The sequence below is a fragment of the Photobacterium marinum genome (genome assembly GCF_000331515.1).
Lineage (GTDB): Bacteria > Pseudomonadota > Gammaproteobacteria > Enterobacterales > Vibrionaceae > Photobacterium > Photobacterium marinum.
Genome location: NZ_AMZO01000002.1, coordinates 424,896 through 442,907, shown reverse-complemented (window position 1 = coordinate 442,907; position 18,012 = coordinate 424,896). Strand labels below are relative to the sequence as shown.

Genomic DNA, 18,012 nt, shown 5'->3' with positions numbered 1-18,012 from the left:
ATTATGCCAACCCAACTTTTCGGATAAGTTCTGCCGTACGGGTCGCATAACCCATCTCGTTATCATACCAAGCATAAACTTTGACCATACGGTCATTCACCACCATAGTCGACATCGCATCTACCACAGTTGAACGCTGGTCGCCTTTGTAATCAATAGATACCAACGGTCGCTCTTCATACCCCAGGACACCAGCCAACTCACCTTCAGCAGCTTCTTTTAGCAAAGCGTTAACTTCTTCAGCAGTCGTATCGCGGCTAACATCAAAAATAATGTCGGTCAGCGAAGCATTCGCCAGAGGCACTCTAACAGCGTGGCCGTTAATCTTACCTTTGAGTTCAGGGAAGATTTCAACAATAGCTGTTGCAGAACCTGTTGTGGTAGGAATCAGGCTCATACCACAGGCACGGGCACGGCGCAGATCTTTGTGTGGCGCATCCAGAATCGTCTGAGTGTTGGTGAGATCATGAATAGTAGTAAATGAAGACTGCTCAATACCCAGCTTTTCGTGAATCACTTTGACGACTGGAGCAATACAGTTAGTGGTACAAGAAGCCGCTGTCACAATGCGGTGTTTCTCGGCATCAAAGAGATTGTCGTTCACACCAACAACAACGTTCAACACACCTTCTTCTTTGACAGGAGCCGAAACGACAACACGCTTTACCCCCTGATCAAGATACTTTTGCAACAGTGCTGTTTTACGGTGAACGCCAGTCGCTTCAAGAACAATGTCACAACCTGACCAGTCAACAGCATCAATATCTCGTTCCTGAGTACATAGAATTTCACGTTCACCAATGCTAATCGTCTTTTCAGTCGATTTAACTTCGTGATGCCAGCGTCCCTGCACTGAATCAAATTCCAACAAATGAGCAAGAGTTCGGGCATCACCGGCAACATCATTTATCTGAACAAATTCAATTTCTGGCCAGTCATACGCAGCTCGTAATGCAAGACGACCAATACGACCAAAACCATTGATTCCAACTTTAACAGCCATCGTTACTTCCTTCTTCGACCTTACTACAAACACTATAGCCAATATATACGCAAAACCGTATATATGATTTTTCACATATACTCGCGAGTTCAAAAAACTGTTGCCACATCTTTCTGGTATTTTTTGTTCAACTATTCATTTCTCAGTTTTCAGGTACAAAAAAAACCTCACACCAAAGCGTGAGGGTTTCAATGAATCGACAAAATAAATTTTGATTAAGCCATTGAATCTAAATAGCGTTATCAAACTGGCGAATATAATTCACATGCACTTCGCGACTGAATGCGCCTGGTCGTAATTCTCTGATTTGTTCAATCGCAGAATCCAGCGGAGCGCCACGGTCCAACATCAAACGTGCAGCAATCAAACCAGTACGACCCGAGCCCCCCATACAATGCACAACTAATGCGTCACCATTGTCCAACATCGCCTGAGCAGCTTTATTTGCTTCAGGCCAGTTAGTATCAAACACCTCACCCGGAGCACAATCATCTTCAATTGGCAGGTGGAACCACTTAAGACCTAATTCATCACACTTATCTGCCAATTTCTGCAAACCGTCATCAGGCAAATCACCTGGCTCAAGGGCAGTGAGCACAGCAGCAGCTCCGGCATCTTTTAGTTGCTGCAGTGATGCATGTAAATCAGCGTCTTTTGTTCCCGGACATGGCGTCAGCAGCAATTTAGCGCCACCATCAAGTGGTAGGGTCCAGAATGGATGCGGTTGCGTCATAGTCATTTTCCTGTGTATCAGATTAAAAATTACGTTTGGAGATCAAGGCTATTACACCAACACTTGATGTTGGCTAAAACCTGGTTTCTTCCTGTCAGTCAACTGGCTGATTTTCAGCTTTTCTTCATTAATCATTCCCGGGTTACCATTTCTGACCGTAGCCAAGGTATGACGAACCCAGACAGGCAAGGCATCGGATAAACGGTAAAAGACCCACAAACCTTCACGCTGATCCTGCAAAACTCCACCATCACGCAGCAAAGCCAGATGGCGTGAAACCTTGGGCTGACTAACTTCCAGTACTTTAGTTAAATCACCGACCGTGAGGGCTTTTTCATCCTCAATCAGCATTAGAATCCTCAACCTGAGCGGATCGCTCATAATCTTGAACAGCTCTACCGGGCCCAGAACATCAGACGGTTCTTCACCGTTTAACATAAGGAACAGGGCTATTCGTGATTTAAGTCCATCAAAAGTATCTCTGAAACCCTGAGCACCTTTGTGAGGCTTAGGGTCTTTAAAATCCCAGTGAATAAGAGCATCGGAATCTGAAAACAACGCACATTCATTGCTGGCTTTATCACACAACGTGATCACCACATCAAAATGCTGATCTTCGAGATCAAGCGCCGACTGGCTGTGCAAGTTATCTGAATTTATCCCATGCTCTTCCAACACCTGATAAACGCGAGGATCAACCTCTTCCGGCTTCATGCCCGCACTTTGAACGTCGAAGCTGTCCCCAGCCATATGTCGCATCATAGCTTCAGCTAACTGCGAGCGGGCAGAGTTTCCCGTGCAAAGAAAAAGGATTCGTTTTTTTACGCTGTCCACGGAATCAACCTCAACAGTTAGTACATTCGTTTATTCACATATATCAAAAATCAGATATACATCAAGCAAAGATTGTTCACTAAACGTCGATTACCTTATCGTAGACATGAAAACGCCCCGAAAAACGGGGCGTTAAAAGATCTGGCTATGAATTATTATCAGGCATTATCAACGGTGTTACTTAGCACCCATTGCTCCAAAATACCTGTTACCTGAGGATGAGTGAGCAAATCAAGGTGGTTAATACCAACCCCAACCCACTTGTTTTCTTCGGGATAATTCAAAGCCTGTTGCTCCTTGGTCGATTCTCCCAATGCACTGGATACCGGCACTAAACCGTCCCCTAACCTAAGGTTCTTATCGTCATTGAGATTATGGCCAAGACAACTGGCAATGGCATAACACATCACCCCATCAGGCAACATCGCTCTTTCCAACAGCTGTTCTTCGCTTTCTGACAGCGTATTCCAGTCATTATGGCGAATATATCCCTGGCTGAGGTCTTTAGTGCCACTACTGCGAATTTCAGATAGCTTGTTCAGCATTTTCAGATATGGCGCTTCCCCGACTCTGTTATCAATCCAGCAAGCAAGCTGCGCCAATGGAGCGCCGTTATGCGGAGTACCAAGAGTTACGAAGGTTCTAAGCACTGATAACCATTCATGTTGGTGCTGCTGCCCGAAATGACAAGCACTGCGAGTTACCAGCCCCCCCATACTGTGACCGATAATCACCAGCTCCCTTACCTCACACGGCCACGCAGATATCAGCTGCTCCAGCATCTGTGCAAATGATTCACCATTGTGCGAAATGTGCTGTCCGGTGTTATAACGAAGATAAATCGGGGTATAGCCGTATTTACCAAGACTACGCCCGTGATCGTGTTCTTTCCATTTCCACTGGACATCGTTCATGCACCAGCCATGAACACAAAGAACAATCCTTTCTGTGCACCGGGTTAACTGCTGGCTTAATATTTCAGGCTCCAGGCTCAACGTCTGCATTTGATCACGGAAAACCATCTCTTGCACAAAGCGGCTATTGCGCTGTACCAGATAGTCCCCAATCAAGCCATTCAGTGTCGCGACCACTGCCTCACTCTGACCAGGCGGCAAACCATGTTCAATAAAATCACAGAGCTTTTCCTTCGCTACAACCCGATTTTCTGCCACCTTTGAAGACAACTCCCCCATAAGGGACTGGAACTTCTGACTTAGGTTATTCCTGGAAATCATACATCAACCTTATTTAAGCCATTTTCAATTTCCATCATTGATTAGCATGAAAATTAAATCAAGTGAATAAAGGTATGTGATGGAAGGATTTATTATTTTATGTGCGATAAAACAGAGTGATAAATAGTAGGTGGATAATGAGTTAATTAAAACAATAAGAAATGCTTCGAAATTATGGCACTCAATTTTAGAAAATGCACTCTAACTTTTAATATATTATTAAAAAAACAATTCAGGCCGATAAATCAGCCTGAATCATTCATCACATATATTACGAAATACTCGCAGTTACTTCTTCACTCTTTACCGACTTTTTTAAATAATCTTCCAGGATCATATCTGAAGCTTTTTCAGCAATCATGATGGTCGGTGCATTAGTATTACCGCCAACCAGTGTCGGCATTATTGATGCGTCTACAACACGTAAACCAGTAACACCTCTAACTTTGAGGCGTGGATCCACAACAGCCTTTTCATCTATTCCCATTTTACAGGTACCTACCGGATGATAAATGGATTCAGCCTTACGGCGAATAAAGGCTTCCAGCTGTTCATCAGTCTGAATATCCTCACCCGGGTAAACTTCCTTCCCTCGGAAGCGGTCAAAAGCTTGTTGTTTCAGAATCTCACGCGACAACTTCACCGCTTTCACCATGACGTTGATATCTTCTTCATTTTCAAGGTAATTAGCTTTAATTCTCGGCGGACTCACGGGATCACGGTCACGTAAAGTCAGCTGTCCTCGACTCTTAGGGCGAAGGTTACAGGCATGAAGTGAATAGCCGTGACGAATTGTCTGCCACAGGTTAAGCCCGTGATTATCAAGAAAACATGGAGAAAAATGAAACTGTACGTCCGGTGCTGCCTGGTCCGGTGAGGTTTTTGCAAAACCACCAGCCTCTGCAATATTACTGGTAAAGTTGCCCTTGCGGAAAAGGATATAATCGACAATCCCTTTCAGGGATCTGAGCAGTGCGACCGGTGAAAATCCAACCGAATAGAAGGTTCGTTCTCGTGTTACCGCCAACACATCAAGGTGGTCCTGCAAGTTTTCACCAACCCCTGGCAGGTCACATAAAACAGGAATATCATGTTGATTAAGCTGTTCTTTTCCACCAATCCCCGAGAGCATCAAAAGCTGAGGGCTATTGATTGCACCACCACTGAGAAGCACTTCACCGCTACATTCTAATGTGTGCGTCTTTCCGCCTTTACGATATTCAATTCCCTTAGCTCTGGTGCCATCAAACAGAACCTTGGTAGTCAGAGCATCGGTAATCACAGTCAGGTTCTCACGCTTCTCAGCAGGCCTGATAAAGGCCACAGCCGCACTACAGCGCTGTCCGTTCTTCTGAGTAACCTGATAGTAGCCTATACCCTCTTGCTCCTCACCATTGAAGTCCTGAACGTGTTTATGGCCTGCTTGTTTGCCCGCTTTGATGAAAGCTTCCGATAGCGGATTTCTTATCCTTAAATCAGATACATGGAGAGGGCCATCACCGCCGTGGTAATCATCACCTCCTCTTTCCTGAAACTGAGATTTCTTAAAGTAAGGCAAGACATCCTGATAGTTCCAGCCTTCATTCCCCAGCGCAGCCCATTCGTCATAATCACAAGCATGTCCGCGAATATAGCACATTGCATTAGATGCACTACTTCCCCCCAGTGTTTTACCCCGGGGCCAGAATAGTTTTCGGTTATTTAAATGGGGTTCTTTTTCAGTGTAATAACGCCAATTCATTTTTTTTGAATGCATCATGCCAATAATACCAAGTGGCACATGAATCATTACACTTGAATCTTTTGGTCCGGCTTCAACCAAACACACTTTAATTTCCGGATTTGAAGACAACCTGTTTGCAAGTACACATCCCGCTGAGCCTGCCCCCACAATTATGAAATCGTACATAACATCCTCTCATGTTAATTGTGTTTTTTGCCAGCCAACTTATTTACAACCCAGTCATTTAATTTATTTATATACACCCTTTCAAATAATAGATTATTTTTATCTAAATTAAATTTATTTCCCTGAAAATAATGAGGAATAGCGATTTAAATTAAATAAAAAGGTGATCTAGCTAATAATTTTCACTTTTAAATAAAGACAACAACTCTGACCAGTGTAACGTATATTGCCGTAAGGAATATGAAAAGTGTTGTAGATACATTAAGGAGAGAGAATGGCGTACTTTTTGACTGGTGGTACGGGCTTTTTGGGCCGGAACCTTATCACCCGTTTGTTAAAACGTGAGGGCGAAATCTATGTGCTTTGTCACGATCAGATCGCACGTGATGCCCTGACAGCCTATCAGGAAGAACACAATGTTCCGGAAGGTCGTTTAACCGTAATTCAGGGTAACCTGACGGAAGAATGTCTGGGTTTAACAGAATCAGATATTGCAACCCTGAGGGGTAAGATTTCTCACTTCTTCCATCTTGCAGCTATCTACGATTTGAAAGCAACGGCTGAGATTCAAGAAGCTGTAAACATCGCCGGTACACAAAATGCCGTTGATGCTGCAGCAGCTCTGGAAGCTGGTTGTCTCCACCACATCAGCTCAATTGCTTCAGCCGGTCTGTACGAAGGTCACTTCCGTGAAGATATGTTTGAAGAAGCAGAACATCTGGAGCACCCGTACTTCTCAACCAAGCACCTGTCAGAAAAAGTGGTTCGGGAAAAATGTACTGTCCCATTCCGCATCTACCGCCCAGGTATGGTTGTTGGTGACTCTAAAACAGGTATCGCAGACCGTGTTGACGGCCCTTACTACTTCTTCAAACTTATTCAGCGCATTCGTGAAGTATTGCCTGCATGGGTACCAACTATCGGCCTTGAAGGCGGCTTCCTGAACATAGTACCGGTTGACTATGTGACTGACGCACTGGATCACATCGCTCACAAAGATGGTTTGGACAGCAACTGTTTCCACCTGACAGATCCTAAGCCATACCGTTCTGGTGAAGTACTGAATATTTTTGCCGAAGCTGGCCACGCTCCTCGCATGGCTGTCCGCTTCGATACCAAGTTGTTTAGTTTTATTCCGAACCAGGTTCGCAATGCCATTCTTTCACTTCCTACCGTCAAGCAAATTGCAGACGTTACCTTGAAAGATCTTGGCATTCCGTCTTCTGCATTGCAGTTTTTCTCTTATCCGACAGAGTTCGACTGCCGTGAAACCCAGAAAGCCCTGAAAGGTTCTGGCATCGAATGTCCTCGTCTGACTTCTTATGCGCCAGCTATCTGGGACTACTGGGAACGTACACTGGACCCTCAGATCTCAGGTGATCGCAGCCTGAATGCTCGTATTAAAGACAAGATCATTCTGATCACAGGTGCAAGCTCCGGTATCGGTCAGGCAACAGCCTACAAACTGGCAGAGAACAACGCTGAGTTGATTCTGGTTGCCCGTGACGAAGAAAAACTGGCGAACACCAAACTGGAAGTTGAAAAACGCGGTGGTATCGCTCACACCTACCAGTGTGACCTTTCTAACATCGAAGATATCGAGAAATTGTCAGCAGAAGTGCTAGAAAACCACGGTAAAGTCGACATTCTGATCAACAACGCTGGTCGCTCTATCCGCCGCTCTATCGCTAACTCGATTGACCGTTTCCACGACTTCCAGCGCACCATGCAGCTGAACTATTTCGGCGCACTGAAGCTGACTCTGAATCTGCTTCCATCTATGGAAGAAAACGGTGGCGGCCATGTCATTAACATCTCATCTATCGGTGTTCTGACCAACGCGCCACGTTTCTCAGCCTATGTTGCTTCAAAAGCAGCTCTGGATGCATTTACCCGTTGTGCAGCATCTGAATACTCAGATGTGAACGTTAACTTTACTACCATCAATATGCCGCTGGTGAAAACGCCAATGATTGCACCGACTAAGATTTACCAGTCAGTGCCAACATTAACACCGGACGAAGCAGCGGATATGGTGGCAACCGCTATCATTGATAAGCCTAAGCGCATTGCAACTAACTTGGGTATCTTTGGCCAGTTAGTTCATGCCCTGTTCCCTAAACTGGCTGAAATTATCATGAATAGCTCATTCCGAATGTTCCCGGATTCGAAGGAAAGCGAACAAGGGAAAGAAGCAAGAAGCAAAGAAAAAGCCTCTTCGGCAGAACTTATTGCTCTCTCTGCACTGCTGAAAGGCGTTCATTTATAAGAAAAACGAACACTTAAGTGTTTTAGGAAAATTAATTTAAGGAAAAAATCATGGCTGATCTAAAAGCAACTTTTGAACAAGCTCAAGTAGACGTTAAAAAACTGACTCAACGCCCTTCTAATGACGAATTGCTGGCTCTTTACTCTCTCTACAAGCAAGCGACTGAAGGTGATGTTCACGGTAAACGTCCTGGCATGTTTGATTTCAAAGGCGCTGCTAAGTACGAAGCATGGGAAGGCCTGAAAGGCATGGATGCAGAAACTGCAATGCAGAAGTATGTAGCTAAAGTTGAAGAACTGACTAAAGCTTACGCTTAATCAGTCAACTTCTGACTAGAAAGGCCGCATTTGCGGCCTTTTTTAGTAACTGGTAATTTTAAGTATCACACCAAATGAATACCTGCGCTAAAACAGATTCAGCCGGTTTTACATACCATTCATCACCGTACTGCGAAATGCAGCCACATCGTCAATGCCGTCATAAGTTACACTATGCGCGTTCATCACATAATCAAATGCTGCATGGAACTTTGATTTCCCCGGCTCTGATTTACCTACAATGTGATCCTCAATACTTCCTGAAATAATGACTCCATTCCATTGAGTTGCACCTGTGCTATACACATTTGCATTACCGGTACAAGACGTTGACTTTTCATCAATAGGGTTAACCATTTCATGGTTATCAATTGCTTTTTGATGATCGGTTTTACAGCTTTTTTCAATCAGCTTCATCGTTTTAAAGACTTCCCAAAAGTCCTGTACAGAAGCGCCCTGAGTTTGGAGGTAACGAAGCGCCATATTATAAGCGCCGTATTCAGTGCTCTTATCTGATAACCGCATCATTACACCTTCCTGCAACCCATCGTGCGTTACCTGAGTAGGTGTCATACCTGTTTGTGATATAAATGCATTCAGGGAAGCAGCATTAACTGTTTCGTTGGTTGACAGAAAGGTAGCAACAGCTTCAGCAAACCAAACATGAGCATCATTTAACCCTGTTGGACCAATAAATCGCGCCTGATAAGTATGTTTTAGTTCATGCTGAACCAGTTTATCCAAATTCGAACCTGAACGGTCAGGGCCTATAACAAAGCCAAGTTCGTTGCCTGCACCATTAGCTCCTTCACTTGCAATAACACAGACTTCCAAAGGCTTAGAATAGCTGACACCAAGATCAGACCATGCATCCCAACTAAATTTGGCTAAATCATTTTCAAAAGTATTCTGGGCAACACGTGCTATCTCTTGCATCTTTGCATCACTGACAGAGCCTTTCGAGCCAATGATGAAATGATCAGTACGAAACTTAGAATTGGTGTTGTAACAGTAGCTGGCCGGATTCATTGCAGTGTTATCTGCTCGTACCGAAATATTCGGATAAAGATTACCAGGAGCGGATGTCCCGCTATTATTTCCACCACTCCCGCCACCACCACAGCCATACAGTTGAACAGAAGATAATAAGCACAAACATAAAACGGCTGTATTCGAGCGCATAATTTCCCTAATTACCAGATTATCAATAAGAAAAATGGATGCTAGACGTTTAGACAGGTTCAAATTATGACTTGAATCAAAAATGCAACATTTATATTGGTTAAGTTCAAATATTAGAGTTTGAATAACTAGAAAATTTCTATCGAGGTTATTTATTCAACCAAGGAGAAAGATAAAAATGGGGTTGATAAATGACAGTTACGTATATAACAAAAAAAGCCACACAACCTACGTTGTGTGGCTTCTGTCTTATTGTATTTATTGTTTTTAATGAAGATTGACTGCTGCTTTCTCTTGACCTTCTAACTCATCCTGGTTCTGAGCGGAGAGTTGGGGATTTAACTCTACCGTCTCTGAAAGCATTTCCGTCAGTTTAGCCAACTGCTTTTCCAGTTCTTCCACTTTCTTTTGCTTTTCAGCAAATAGAGTTTCAAACTCTTCATCTTCCGGCGTCAGAGAACCATTAGCCGCTTCAACGGCAGTCTCTACCGCCAGAGAACTATCATCACGATACTCAAGCTGATCAGCCACTGCTGATGCCGCTGTAGCCATCACTTCACACTTAAGTTCATCCAGCGCTTCTTTCATATAATCAGCAATAACTTCAAAGCCTGGTAATGACTGACAACAAGCAACCAATGAATAGTACATGGTATCAGCGTTACTGAAGAAAGTGATATTCAACGTCTGGCCCGGCATTAGCAGGGATACCGGATACTGCTCCTGAACTTTTGCCCCCATGAAATAGAGCTGTTCTTTCGCACCGGGAACATTAGAAATCAGCAGATTACTAGCTGGCGGAATGAAATTATTCAGACCAAACTTTCCGCTGATCAGAGAGACACCATTCACAATCATGGAATAGTTCACATAAGCATCCGGTGAAATATTGATCGCTTCACGCTTCAAATCACTTGTTGCATGCTCAATAACTTCCAGTCGTTCAAGCGGTGTTAAATGCGGTCGGCCTAACTCTACATGCCCTACCGACATTTTATTGCCTTTGCTTGCCACATCGTCTTTCTTGCGAAGATTGATTGGCATCATTGCCACAAGCGGCTTGCGTAACGGAATAGCTCTGTCATTCAGATAGCGATTCAGCGCAATATCACTGACTGTAAACAGGACATCATTCATTGATGCGCCGGTGATATGGCTGATATGTTTCAGCTCAGAAATCGAGAATTGCCCCGTGCTGACAGCACGGCTCCGTTTAGGGCTTAAGTTAAACGGTGTCTTTGGTGCAGTAAAAGGAACCTTAAGATCGCAGTCCGCTAATTTAACTGCCTTCAGTGCCAACTTACTACCTAGCCTCACCATCGATGGAATCAACGAAATTTGCTTCGATGCAGCCATCACGGTTTTTGTCACCATATCTGTAAGGTGAGTTTCAGCGCGGCGCTGAGAAGCACTCTTACGCAGATCACATTGCCAGAATGGCTTGCCGAATGAATCTTCGATAGTTGAGGAGCAAGAGCGGGTAAAGAGCGTTGCGGCACGTACGCCATCTGCCATTGAGTGGTGGATTTTCATTACCAAGGCAACGCGATTATTTTCAAGCCCACCGATTACCCACAGCTCCCACATCGGACGGCTACGATCCAGTACCTGGCTGTGTAGTCGGCCAACAACCTGCTGAAGCTGTTTTTCTGATCCCGGAGAAGGCAACATGGTGATCCGTAAGTGATCTTCGAGGTTGACTTTAGATACGCTATTCCAGCGAGGCTTACCGGTTAATGACCAGCTTAACTTCCAGTTAAAAGGGGCTACTGTATCTGTTTGCTGCAAAAAATGATCATAGATATCCTGAGCAAACGTATGTTCCTGTCCTTCGGGCGGATCCAAAATCACCAGCCCGGTCACATGCATTGGTGTTTTTGCTGTTTCAAAAACAATAAAACTGAAGTCAAGTAGAGACAAACTTGGCATATGATGTTCCTTTATCTAACTTGCTTTGGGCCAATCTGCCTCAGGCAATAATCAGTGGACCTAAAACAATCGTTGATATAATTACTTTTCCTTTTTAGCCAGTTCGTCGATGGCTTTTTGCAACTGATCAATTTTCGTTTCAAAGTTGCTCAATCGCTCACGATCAATGCCACAAGTTTTATTCAGCGCGTAATTAAACTGGTGGCCTGCGCGATCCATAATTACAGATTTAGTGTCATCTACACGCCGAAGAGTTTCAGCTTCAACTGCTTCACCCCTTTCAACCAGACCATTTAAACGCTTAGTGACTAAATGCTGAGCCATGCCAAACTGTTCGATACCTGTACTATAGGCACCCAGACCAGCCAAGATAACAGTTCTGACTGATGATTCACCCATGTGAGTCACAGATTTAATATTTCCAATCATTTTTACCGGATTGATCATAACTAATTTCCTATTAACTTCTCTTTGTATGCCGGAATTAGACCTATAACAGACTCAAAGCCTAACAATTGGAATTAGATAATTCTTTCTAATCTTTTCTTTTTTGAACAACATCCATCACACGGTATACCAAATCAACAATCATCATTCATTTCAATGATTTATTTATCAGTAAAATTAACGCTTTCGCATTTTAGAATGCTCAACCTAATTAACAAATAATTATAAAAAAAGCACTTGATGTGACTAACTTCAATTTATTGAAATAAAACTTTAATCAGATTAGAAAAATAGAGTGAACACTCTACTCTATAGGGGAAGAATATTACAAAAATAATAAGAATCTGCCTCCAATAATAAACATCGGACAAGGAATGCATAATGTCAGTATTAGAGTTAGTTGATACAAATCTTACTACCGCCCCTGCAAAGGAAGAATCTGCAACTATGGCTAAAGCACCAGCAAAGGAATTTGCTGAAGCAGAAGAGCTAGTTGATCAGGTACTGAAAACAGTTGGCAATAACGTTGTTCTTGGGGCCCCACTTGCAATCGGTAAGTCTGTTACCTTCATTAATGCGCTTTATCAACGGGCTAAAACCGATCCAAGTATTAACCTTCGTATTGAAACCGGTATTTCACTTGAAAAACCGGTTGGTAAAAGCAAACTAGAGAAGAATTTCCTCGAACCTTTTGTGGAACGTGAATTTGCCGGTGTACCGGATCTGGATTACATGATGGATCTCAGAAAAGGTGCGGTGCCGGATAATATTTCTGTTGGCGAGTTCTTCTTTAAAGCAGGCAGCTTCTTAAATAGCCCGCAACAGCAGAAATACACCAGCACCAACTATACGCATGCAGCTCGCGACCTGTTTGAAAAAGGGATCAACGTTATCACTCAGGTTGTTGCTAAGCGTACAATTGATGGCGTAACAACCTACAGTCTGTGCAGTAACTCAGACCTGGCGCTGGATATGATCCCGGAAGTTGACAGACTGAAAGCTCAGGGACGTCCTTTTGCGGTTGTCGGTGAGGTGAACAGCAACATGCCGTTCATGGAAAACCATGCGGAAATTCCGGCGAACATGTTTGATTTTGTTCTGGACGGTAACCTCAAGCCAGACCACAAAGATTACGCCCTGTTTGCAGCTCCGCAAGCCAGCATCTCTCCAGAAGATCATATGATTGGCTTCTACGCCAGCTCATTGCTGAAAGATGGCGGTACACTTCAGGTCGGTATCGGTTCACTAAGCAGCGCATTAATTTACAGTACTCTGCTTCGCCACCAACACAATGATACTTATAAACAGCTGCTTCAAGATCTTAAAGTCGAAGAAAAATTCCCTGTCACCAAAACCATTGGTGAAACCGGTACTTTCGATGAAGGTCTCTATGGCTGTAGTGAACTGATGGTTGATGGCTTCTACCATCTCTATGAAGCCGGCATTCTTAAGCGTGAAGTATTTGAAGATCTGACTATTCAGACACTGCTGAATAAGAAGAAGATCACTACTGACGTCTCTGTCTCAACATTACTTGCTCTTTTAGAAGTTAATGCCATTCAGAAACAATTAACAAAGCACGATGTTAACTATCTGAAACGCTTTGGTATCTTTAAGCCTGAGGTGAAACATACCGACGGTAAGTTGGAGACTGACGGTCAAACCATTTCTGGCGATCTGACAGACAAAGAAGCGTTAGACATGATCACTAAACACTGTCTGGGTAACAAACTGAAAGGCGGTATTGTGATGCATGGTGCCTTCTTCATCGGCCCTCGCGATTTCTATGAAGCGCTGAAGAATATGTCACCGGAAGATCATAAAAAGTTCTGCATGACCAGCGTGAACTACGTGAACGATCTTTATGATCACTTCCTCGGCAGCCAGCAGTTGAAACAGGCGCAGCGTAAGCATGCCCGCTTTATCAACTCTGCGATGATGGCTACCCTGAATGGTGCTGTTATTTCTGATGCACTGGAAAACGGTCAGGTTGTCAGTGGTGTTGGCGGTCAATACAACTTCGTCGCTCAGTCGCACCAGATGCGTGATTCACGCTCAATCATTACTTTACGCAGCTGTTCGTTCCGTAAAGGCCAGCTGGAATCAAATATCAAGTTTAACTACGGTCACACCACAGTACCTCGCCAGCTAAGGGATATCGTGGTTACCGAATACGGTATTGCCGACCTGCGTGGTAAGCCGGATCATGTGGTCTACACCGAGTTAATCAAGATTTCTGACTCTCGTTTCCAACAGCAGCTTCTGGAGCAAGCCAAAGCAGCAGGTAAAGTGGCTAAGGACTACACCATTCCGGTTGAGTTCGGTAACAACACACCTGATGCAATTCGAGCAAAACACAAGCAATACCTGAAACAGGATATTTTCACTCCGTTCCCATTTGGCTGTAGCTTCACTGATGAAGAACTTCAGCTAGGGAAAGCGCTGAAATCACTGAAAGTGAAAACAGCAACACCTGCAGGCAAACTAAAATCTGTCTTAAATGCCCTAAAAGCACCTAAGCCAGATCAAAATACAGTGACACTTCTGAAACGCATCGGCTTGGATAATCCTCAGAATCTTCAGGATAAAATAACTCAGCGTGTACTAATATCTGAGTTGTCAGGCAAGAAAAAATAACAGCCTGCAATGTGAGCAGCTAATGAGGAAAGCTAATGGCAAAAAAAAATAAGGAAATGGCATTGTGTCCCTACGCCGCTATTTGGGGTTGCCCGAAGTGCCCGGTAAGAAAGGTTTGTCCGGGAAAAACCACTATCGGAGATCAGCCGCTAAAACCAAAGGTGGAACCAGCACAACGCAAGTAAATCGCACCAGATAGTGCATTTGCCATCATGACAAGAAAGAAAGCCTCGGGCTTTCTTTCTTTTTTATATCCGAGTGAAATCATTCTCACTTCGCGCGCAAAATGTGCTAATTAATCATACAAAACCATGTTAACAGCAGCTCCAACAAGGAACAGCAACAAAACACACATCAAACTCATAAGAAACCCGTCTCATCAATTATCGTTACAGCGCCGATCACAAAAAGTAACAAACACACCGCCAAACGATTGCGCAATCGCTATCCATCCCTTTATGGAATATTGAGTATTCACCATCACATTTCTAATTGTTATAGTTTCAACATAATTTATACATAGACCATTCGGGGCACGGAAACTCCCCTTCTATCAATTACTCGATTGATAAAACGCTCATGATGAGTGACTGGCAAGACATGAGAAGAGGGTAACATTATGGATTTCAACATGGTTGAAATAGTGGGCTATGCGTCATCTCTGATGGTTGCAATATCTCTGATGATGAAAGACATCGTATGGCTTCGTATTTTAAACTTCATCGGCTGTGTACTATTCACAACATATGGTTTCATGATCGATGCCTGGCCAGTTGTGGTTACTAACGGTTTTATTGCCTGCGTAAATATTTACTTCCTTGCGAAAATGCAGCAAGAGCGCGGCAAACAAAATACGATGGCATGCGAATCAGCCTGATAAGCCACCAATCATAAATTTTAAAAGCCAGTTTTCATACTGGCTTTTTCATTTCATCTACAATCACCTCAGCACTATATCTCAACTCTCCCCTCCAAAGACATACCAATACAATTTAATACAAATTCACCCCTGAGAAAAATCAAACAACTTAATACAGATATCTATTTTCCTTTTCTTAATTGCTATTTAATGCTCGTTTTCCGCTAATTAATTACCGCCAGCTAATTTGTACATTCCCATACATAGAATGTAGCTACGAGGGACAAGCCCTTACAATGCACTGTTTTATTAGCAGCAAGATTTCGTTTTTAATAATTTCAACTTTTAAAAAGCACAAAAAATCGTCAAAGCATAAAAACGATTTCACTTTTTATCCACATGGCCTCTTTTAGACTCATTAGCTTCCAGGCTAAGAGTGATCGCGGCTTCAATAAGTGTTGAGATTAATATGAAACCAGGAGCTACAGGATTAACCCGTGTTATTCATGCCACAGGCTACTCGATGAAGGGATTGAGTGCCGCATGGAAACATGAAGCTGCGTTCCGACAGGAAGTTGTCTTACTGAGCCTATTATCTGCCATGACATTCACCTTCCCTGTAACCAGACTGGAACAACTCGCTTTAATTGGCAGCTTAGTGCTTGTTGTCATTGTTGAGTTGATGAATTCGGCAGTAGAAGCCGTCGTCGACAGGATTGGCCCGGATTGGCACGAACTAAGTGGTCGTGCAAAAGATATTGGCTCGGCAGCCGTTTTTGTCAGCTTAGCTTTTGCTGGCCTGACATGGTTTGTGATCCTGATTTAATACACGGAATTCTTGTTTAAAACTATTATGAACAAACTAAAGCAATTTATATCTTCAAAGGAAGTATCTTTGGTCAGCCTGACATTTATGCTGGCAATATATTTTACCTTTATTATTAACATTCCAATCCTGTCTGAACTTAATTCAATTTTAAGCAAGCTAGATAATGTAAAGGTTGGGTTTATTATTTCACTCCCGATTTTTTTTACCGCTGCATTTAACTTTTTATTTAACCTGTTTAGCTGGCCATATATAACCCGCCCTTTCTTTATACTGCTGCTAGTTGTATCAAGCGTCGTCAGCTATGCCATGTACAACTATGGTGTTATTTTTGACTATGGCATGATAGAAAACGTATTTGAGACTGACAGTAGTGAAGCCAGTTCGTACCTAAGCGCTTATTCTGTCTTTTGGACTGCTACAATGGGAGTTCTGCCTGCTTTCATCGTCTCGTTGGTCAAGTTTAAGCCTGTGACCCGACCGATATGGTTCGTGGTAACAAAATTGCTGTCTATGATTATCTCGCTGATAATCATCGCTATTATCGCTTTTTTCCTTTACAAGGATTACAGCTCGGTAGGCCGCAACAACAGCCATCTAAAAAAAATGATCATTCCGACTCACTACATTTACAGTGCAGTTAAATACATCAATAACACTTACTTTTCCGAGCCAATTGAGTACCAACAAATTGGCCTTGATGCTCATCAAAGTGAAAAAGCACTAAAAGATGCGGAAGAAAAGCCAACTCTATTTGTATTTGTACTGGGTGAAACTGCCCGTTCTCATAACTATGAAGTAAATGGTTACAATCGCCCGACAAACCAGCATACCCGCGATTTGGGGATGATCTCATTTAAAGACGTTAGCTCCTGTGGTACTGCCACTGCAGTATCTGTACCTTGTATGTTCTCAGCTTTGCCAAAAAGTAATTACGACAAGCAAATTGCAACTAATCAGGATAACTTCCTGGATATAATGAAACGTGCCGGGATTTCATTACTATGGAAAGAAAATGACGGTGGTGACAAAGGTGTAGCGCGCCACATTCCGCTAAAAGAAATTGCTCGCAACGTCGAAAATCAATTCTGTAACGGCAGTACCTGCTATGACATGGCATTGCTAGAAAACTTTGAACAGGATGTCGATAATATGCCGGGTAATCGAATGCTGACTATTCACCTGATCGGTAGTCACGGGCCTACATACTTCCAGCGATACCCTGAAAGTAAGCGCTTCTTTACCCCGGACTGTCCACGCAGTGATATTGAAAACTGTACGACAGAACAAATCGTCAATACTTACGATAACACCATTCTGTATACTGACTATGTGCTCAGTGAAACGGTCAGTAAACTGAAAAAACTGGAGAGCCGCTATAACACTGCCCTGCTTTATATCTCTGACCACGGTGAGTCACTAGGTGAAAATGGCATGTATCTGCATGGCGCACCTTATAGCCTGGCACCAGAACACCAGACCAAAGTACCTATGATGGTTTGGGCTTCCGAAGGCTTCAAGAAAGCAAAAAGGCTGAATACGTCCTGCCTTGCACAGGCCGCAGAGAAGAACAGCTACTCCCAGGACAACATATTCCATTCGATGCTGGGCATCATGGATGTAGAGACCCAGGTCTACAACGCAGATATGGACATTTTCAGTCAGTGTCGTCGTAGCTAATCAATTACTGACAGGCGGTTATTCCTCTACAGGGAAAGCCGCCTTATCAAGTTTATTAAACGTCTTATCATACCTTACTGCCACATAACGCTTACCGTCATTAAACTGCATCAGATAATGACGCGGGCCAGCCAGTCTCCATCAGTAATTTG

15 protein-coding genes are annotated in these 18,012 nt (G+C 43.4%); 7 read left to right on the top strand and 8 right to left on the bottom strand.

What is annotated here, in order from left to right; translation table 11 throughout:
- Window position 1 precedes the first annotated feature (1 nt).
- The 5 genes from C942_RS03270 to C942_RS03250 form a co-directional block, all read right to left on the bottom strand.
- On the bottom strand, window positions 2–1,003 hold the full coding sequence (locus C942_RS03270; RefSeq protein WP_007462383.1) for an ArsJ-associated glyceraldehyde-3-phosphate dehydrogenase: 1,002 nt from the start codon (window positions 1,001–1,003) through the stop codon (window positions 2–4).
- Window positions 1,004–1,232: 229 nt separating this feature from the next.
- Window positions 1,233–1,736 (bottom strand): phosphatase domain-containing putative toxin, encoded by a 504-nt coding sequence (locus C942_RS03265; RefSeq protein WP_007462380.1) that lies wholly within the window; start codon window positions 1,734–1,736, stop codon window positions 1,233–1,235.
- A 51-nt stretch (window positions 1,737–1,787) separates the two neighbouring features.
- Window positions 1,788–2,549, bottom strand: a complete 762-nt coding sequence (locus C942_RS03260; RefSeq protein ID WP_269744759.1) for a metalloregulator ArsR/SmtB family transcription factor — start codon at window positions 2,547–2,549, stop codon at window positions 1,788–1,790.
- Between the two features lie 179 nt (window positions 2,550–2,728).
- Window positions 2,729–3,805, bottom strand: a complete 1,077-nt coding sequence (locus C942_RS03255; RefSeq protein ID WP_007462376.1) for a PGAP1-like alpha/beta domain-containing protein — start codon at window positions 3,803–3,805, stop codon at window positions 2,729–2,731.
- Window positions 3,806–4,076: 271 nt separating this feature from the next.
- Window positions 4,077–5,714 carry a GMC family oxidoreductase gene (locus C942_RS03250; RefSeq protein ID WP_007462373.1) on the bottom strand — a complete coding sequence of 546 codons (1,638 nt, stop codon included), beginning with the start codon at window positions 5,712–5,714 and terminating at the stop codon, window positions 4,077–4,079.
- A 274-nt stretch (window positions 5,715–5,988) separates the two neighbouring features.
- On the opposite strand from C942_RS03250, the gene C942_RS03245 reads away from it, so the two are divergent.
- Together C942_RS03245 and C942_RS03240 are read left to right on the top strand one after the other, a co-directional pair.
- Complete coding sequence (locus tag C942_RS03245; protein ID WP_007462371.1) at window positions 5,989–7,983, top strand: SDR family oxidoreductase; 1,995 nt, start codon at window positions 5,989–5,991, stop codon at window positions 7,981–7,983.
- Between the two features lie 50 nt (window positions 7,984–8,033).
- Entirely contained in the window at window positions 8,034–8,300 is a 267-nt protein-coding gene (locus tag C942_RS03240) for an acyl-CoA-binding protein (protein ID WP_007462369.1), read from the top strand.
- Between the two features lie 108 nt (window positions 8,301–8,408).
- On the opposite strand, the gene C942_RS03235 is transcribed toward C942_RS03240, so the two are convergent.
- The 3 genes from C942_RS03235 to C942_RS03225 form a co-directional block, all read right to left on the bottom strand.
- Window positions 8,409–9,545, bottom strand: a complete 1,137-nt coding sequence (locus C942_RS03235; RefSeq protein WP_157372536.1) for a hypothetical protein — start codon at window positions 9,543–9,545, stop codon at window positions 8,409–8,411.
- Window positions 9,546–9,749: 204 nt separating this feature from the next.
- Complete coding sequence (locus C942_RS03230) at window positions 9,750–11,411, bottom strand: wax ester/triacylglycerol synthase family O-acyltransferase (protein WP_007462365.1); 1,662 nt, start codon at window positions 11,409–11,411, stop codon at window positions 9,750–9,752.
- 81 nt (window positions 11,412–11,492) lie between these two features.
- The gene (locus C942_RS03225; RefSeq protein WP_007462364.1) at window positions 11,493–11,858 is read right to left on the bottom strand and encodes a phasin-related domain-containing protein; all 366 of its coding nucleotides are present in this window, start codon (window positions 11,856–11,858) and stop codon (window positions 11,493–11,495) included.
- A gap of 381 nt (window positions 11,859–12,239) precedes the next feature.
- Here C942_RS03225 and C942_RS03220 point away from each other — a divergent pair, with 381 nt between their 5' ends.
- From C942_RS03220 to C942_RS03205, 5 genes are all read left to right on the top strand, one after another.
- Window positions 12,240–14,495, top strand: a complete 2,256-nt coding sequence (locus C942_RS03220; RefSeq protein WP_007462362.1) for an acetyl-CoA hydrolase/transferase C-terminal domain-containing protein — start codon at window positions 12,240–12,242, stop codon at window positions 14,493–14,495.
- A 35-nt stretch (window positions 14,496–14,530) separates the two neighbouring features.
- Window positions 14,531–14,680 (top strand): hypothetical protein, encoded by a 150-nt coding sequence (locus C942_RS25285; RefSeq protein ID WP_007462360.1) that lies wholly within the window; start codon window positions 14,531–14,533, stop codon window positions 14,678–14,680.
- A 434-nt stretch (window positions 14,681–15,114) separates the two neighbouring features.
- Complete coding sequence (locus C942_RS03215; protein WP_007462357.1) at window positions 15,115–15,372, top strand: YgjV family protein; 258 nt, start codon at window positions 15,115–15,117, stop codon at window positions 15,370–15,372.
- Window positions 15,373–15,823: 451 nt separating this feature from the next.
- Window positions 15,824–16,180: a diacylglycerol kinase gene (locus C942_RS03210; protein WP_036798443.1), complete on the top strand. Its 357-nt coding sequence runs from the start codon at window positions 15,824–15,826 to the stop codon at window positions 16,178–16,180.
- Window positions 16,181–16,207: 27 nt separating this feature from the next.
- Window positions 16,208–17,860, top strand: a complete 1,653-nt coding sequence (locus C942_RS03205; RefSeq protein WP_036798440.1) for a phosphoethanolamine transferase — start codon at window positions 16,208–16,210, stop codon at window positions 17,858–17,860.
- The last annotated feature ends 152 nt before the right edge of the window (window positions 17,861–18,012 follow it).

Excerpts from the sequence above, each read along its gene's own strand:
- C942_RS03215 (WP_007462357.1), top strand. The coding sequence starts at position 15,115 with ATGGATTTCAACATGGTTGAAATAGTGGGCTATGCGTCATCTCTGATG.
- C942_RS03220 (WP_007462362.1), top strand. The coding sequence starts at position 12,240 with ATGTCAGTATTAGAGTTAGTTGATACAAATCTTACTACCGCCCCTGCA.
- C942_RS03205 (WP_036798440.1), top strand. The coding sequence starts at position 16,208 with ATGAACAAACTAAAGCAATTTATATCTTCAAAGGAAGTATCTTTGGTC.
- C942_RS03245 (WP_007462371.1), top strand. The coding sequence starts at position 5,989 with ATGGCGTACTTTTTGACTGGTGGTACGGGCTTTTTGGGCCGGAACCTT.
- C942_RS03250 (WP_007462373.1), bottom strand. The coding sequence starts at position 5,714 with ATGTACGATTTCATAATTGTGGGGGCAGGCTCAGCGGGATGTGTACTT.
- C942_RS03225 (WP_007462364.1), bottom strand. The coding sequence starts at position 11,858 with ATGATCAATCCGGTAAAAATGATTGGAAATATTAAATCTGTGACTCAC.
- C942_RS03265 (WP_007462380.1), bottom strand. The coding sequence starts at position 1,736 with ATGACGCAACCGCATCCATTCTGGACCCTACCACTTGATGGTGGCGCT.
- C942_RS25285 (WP_007462360.1), top strand. The coding sequence starts at position 14,531 with ATGGCAAAAAAAAATAAGGAAATGGCATTGTGTCCCTACGCCGCTATT.
- C942_RS03270 (WP_007462383.1), bottom strand. The coding sequence starts at position 1,003 with ATGGCTGTTAAAGTTGGAATCAATGGTTTTGGTCGTATTGGTCGTCTT.
- C942_RS03230 (WP_007462365.1), bottom strand. The coding sequence starts at position 11,411 with ATGCCAAGTTTGTCTCTACTTGACTTCAGTTTTATTGTTTTTGAAACA.
- C942_RS03255 (WP_007462376.1), bottom strand. The coding sequence starts at position 3,805 with ATGATTTCCAGGAATAACCTAAGTCAGAAGTTCCAGTCCCTTATGGGG.
- C942_RS03210 (WP_036798443.1), top strand. The coding sequence starts at position 15,824 with ATGAAACCAGGAGCTACAGGATTAACCCGTGTTATTCATGCCACAGGC.
- C942_RS03240 (WP_007462369.1), top strand. The coding sequence starts at position 8,034 with ATGGCTGATCTAAAAGCAACTTTTGAACAAGCTCAAGTAGACGTTAAA.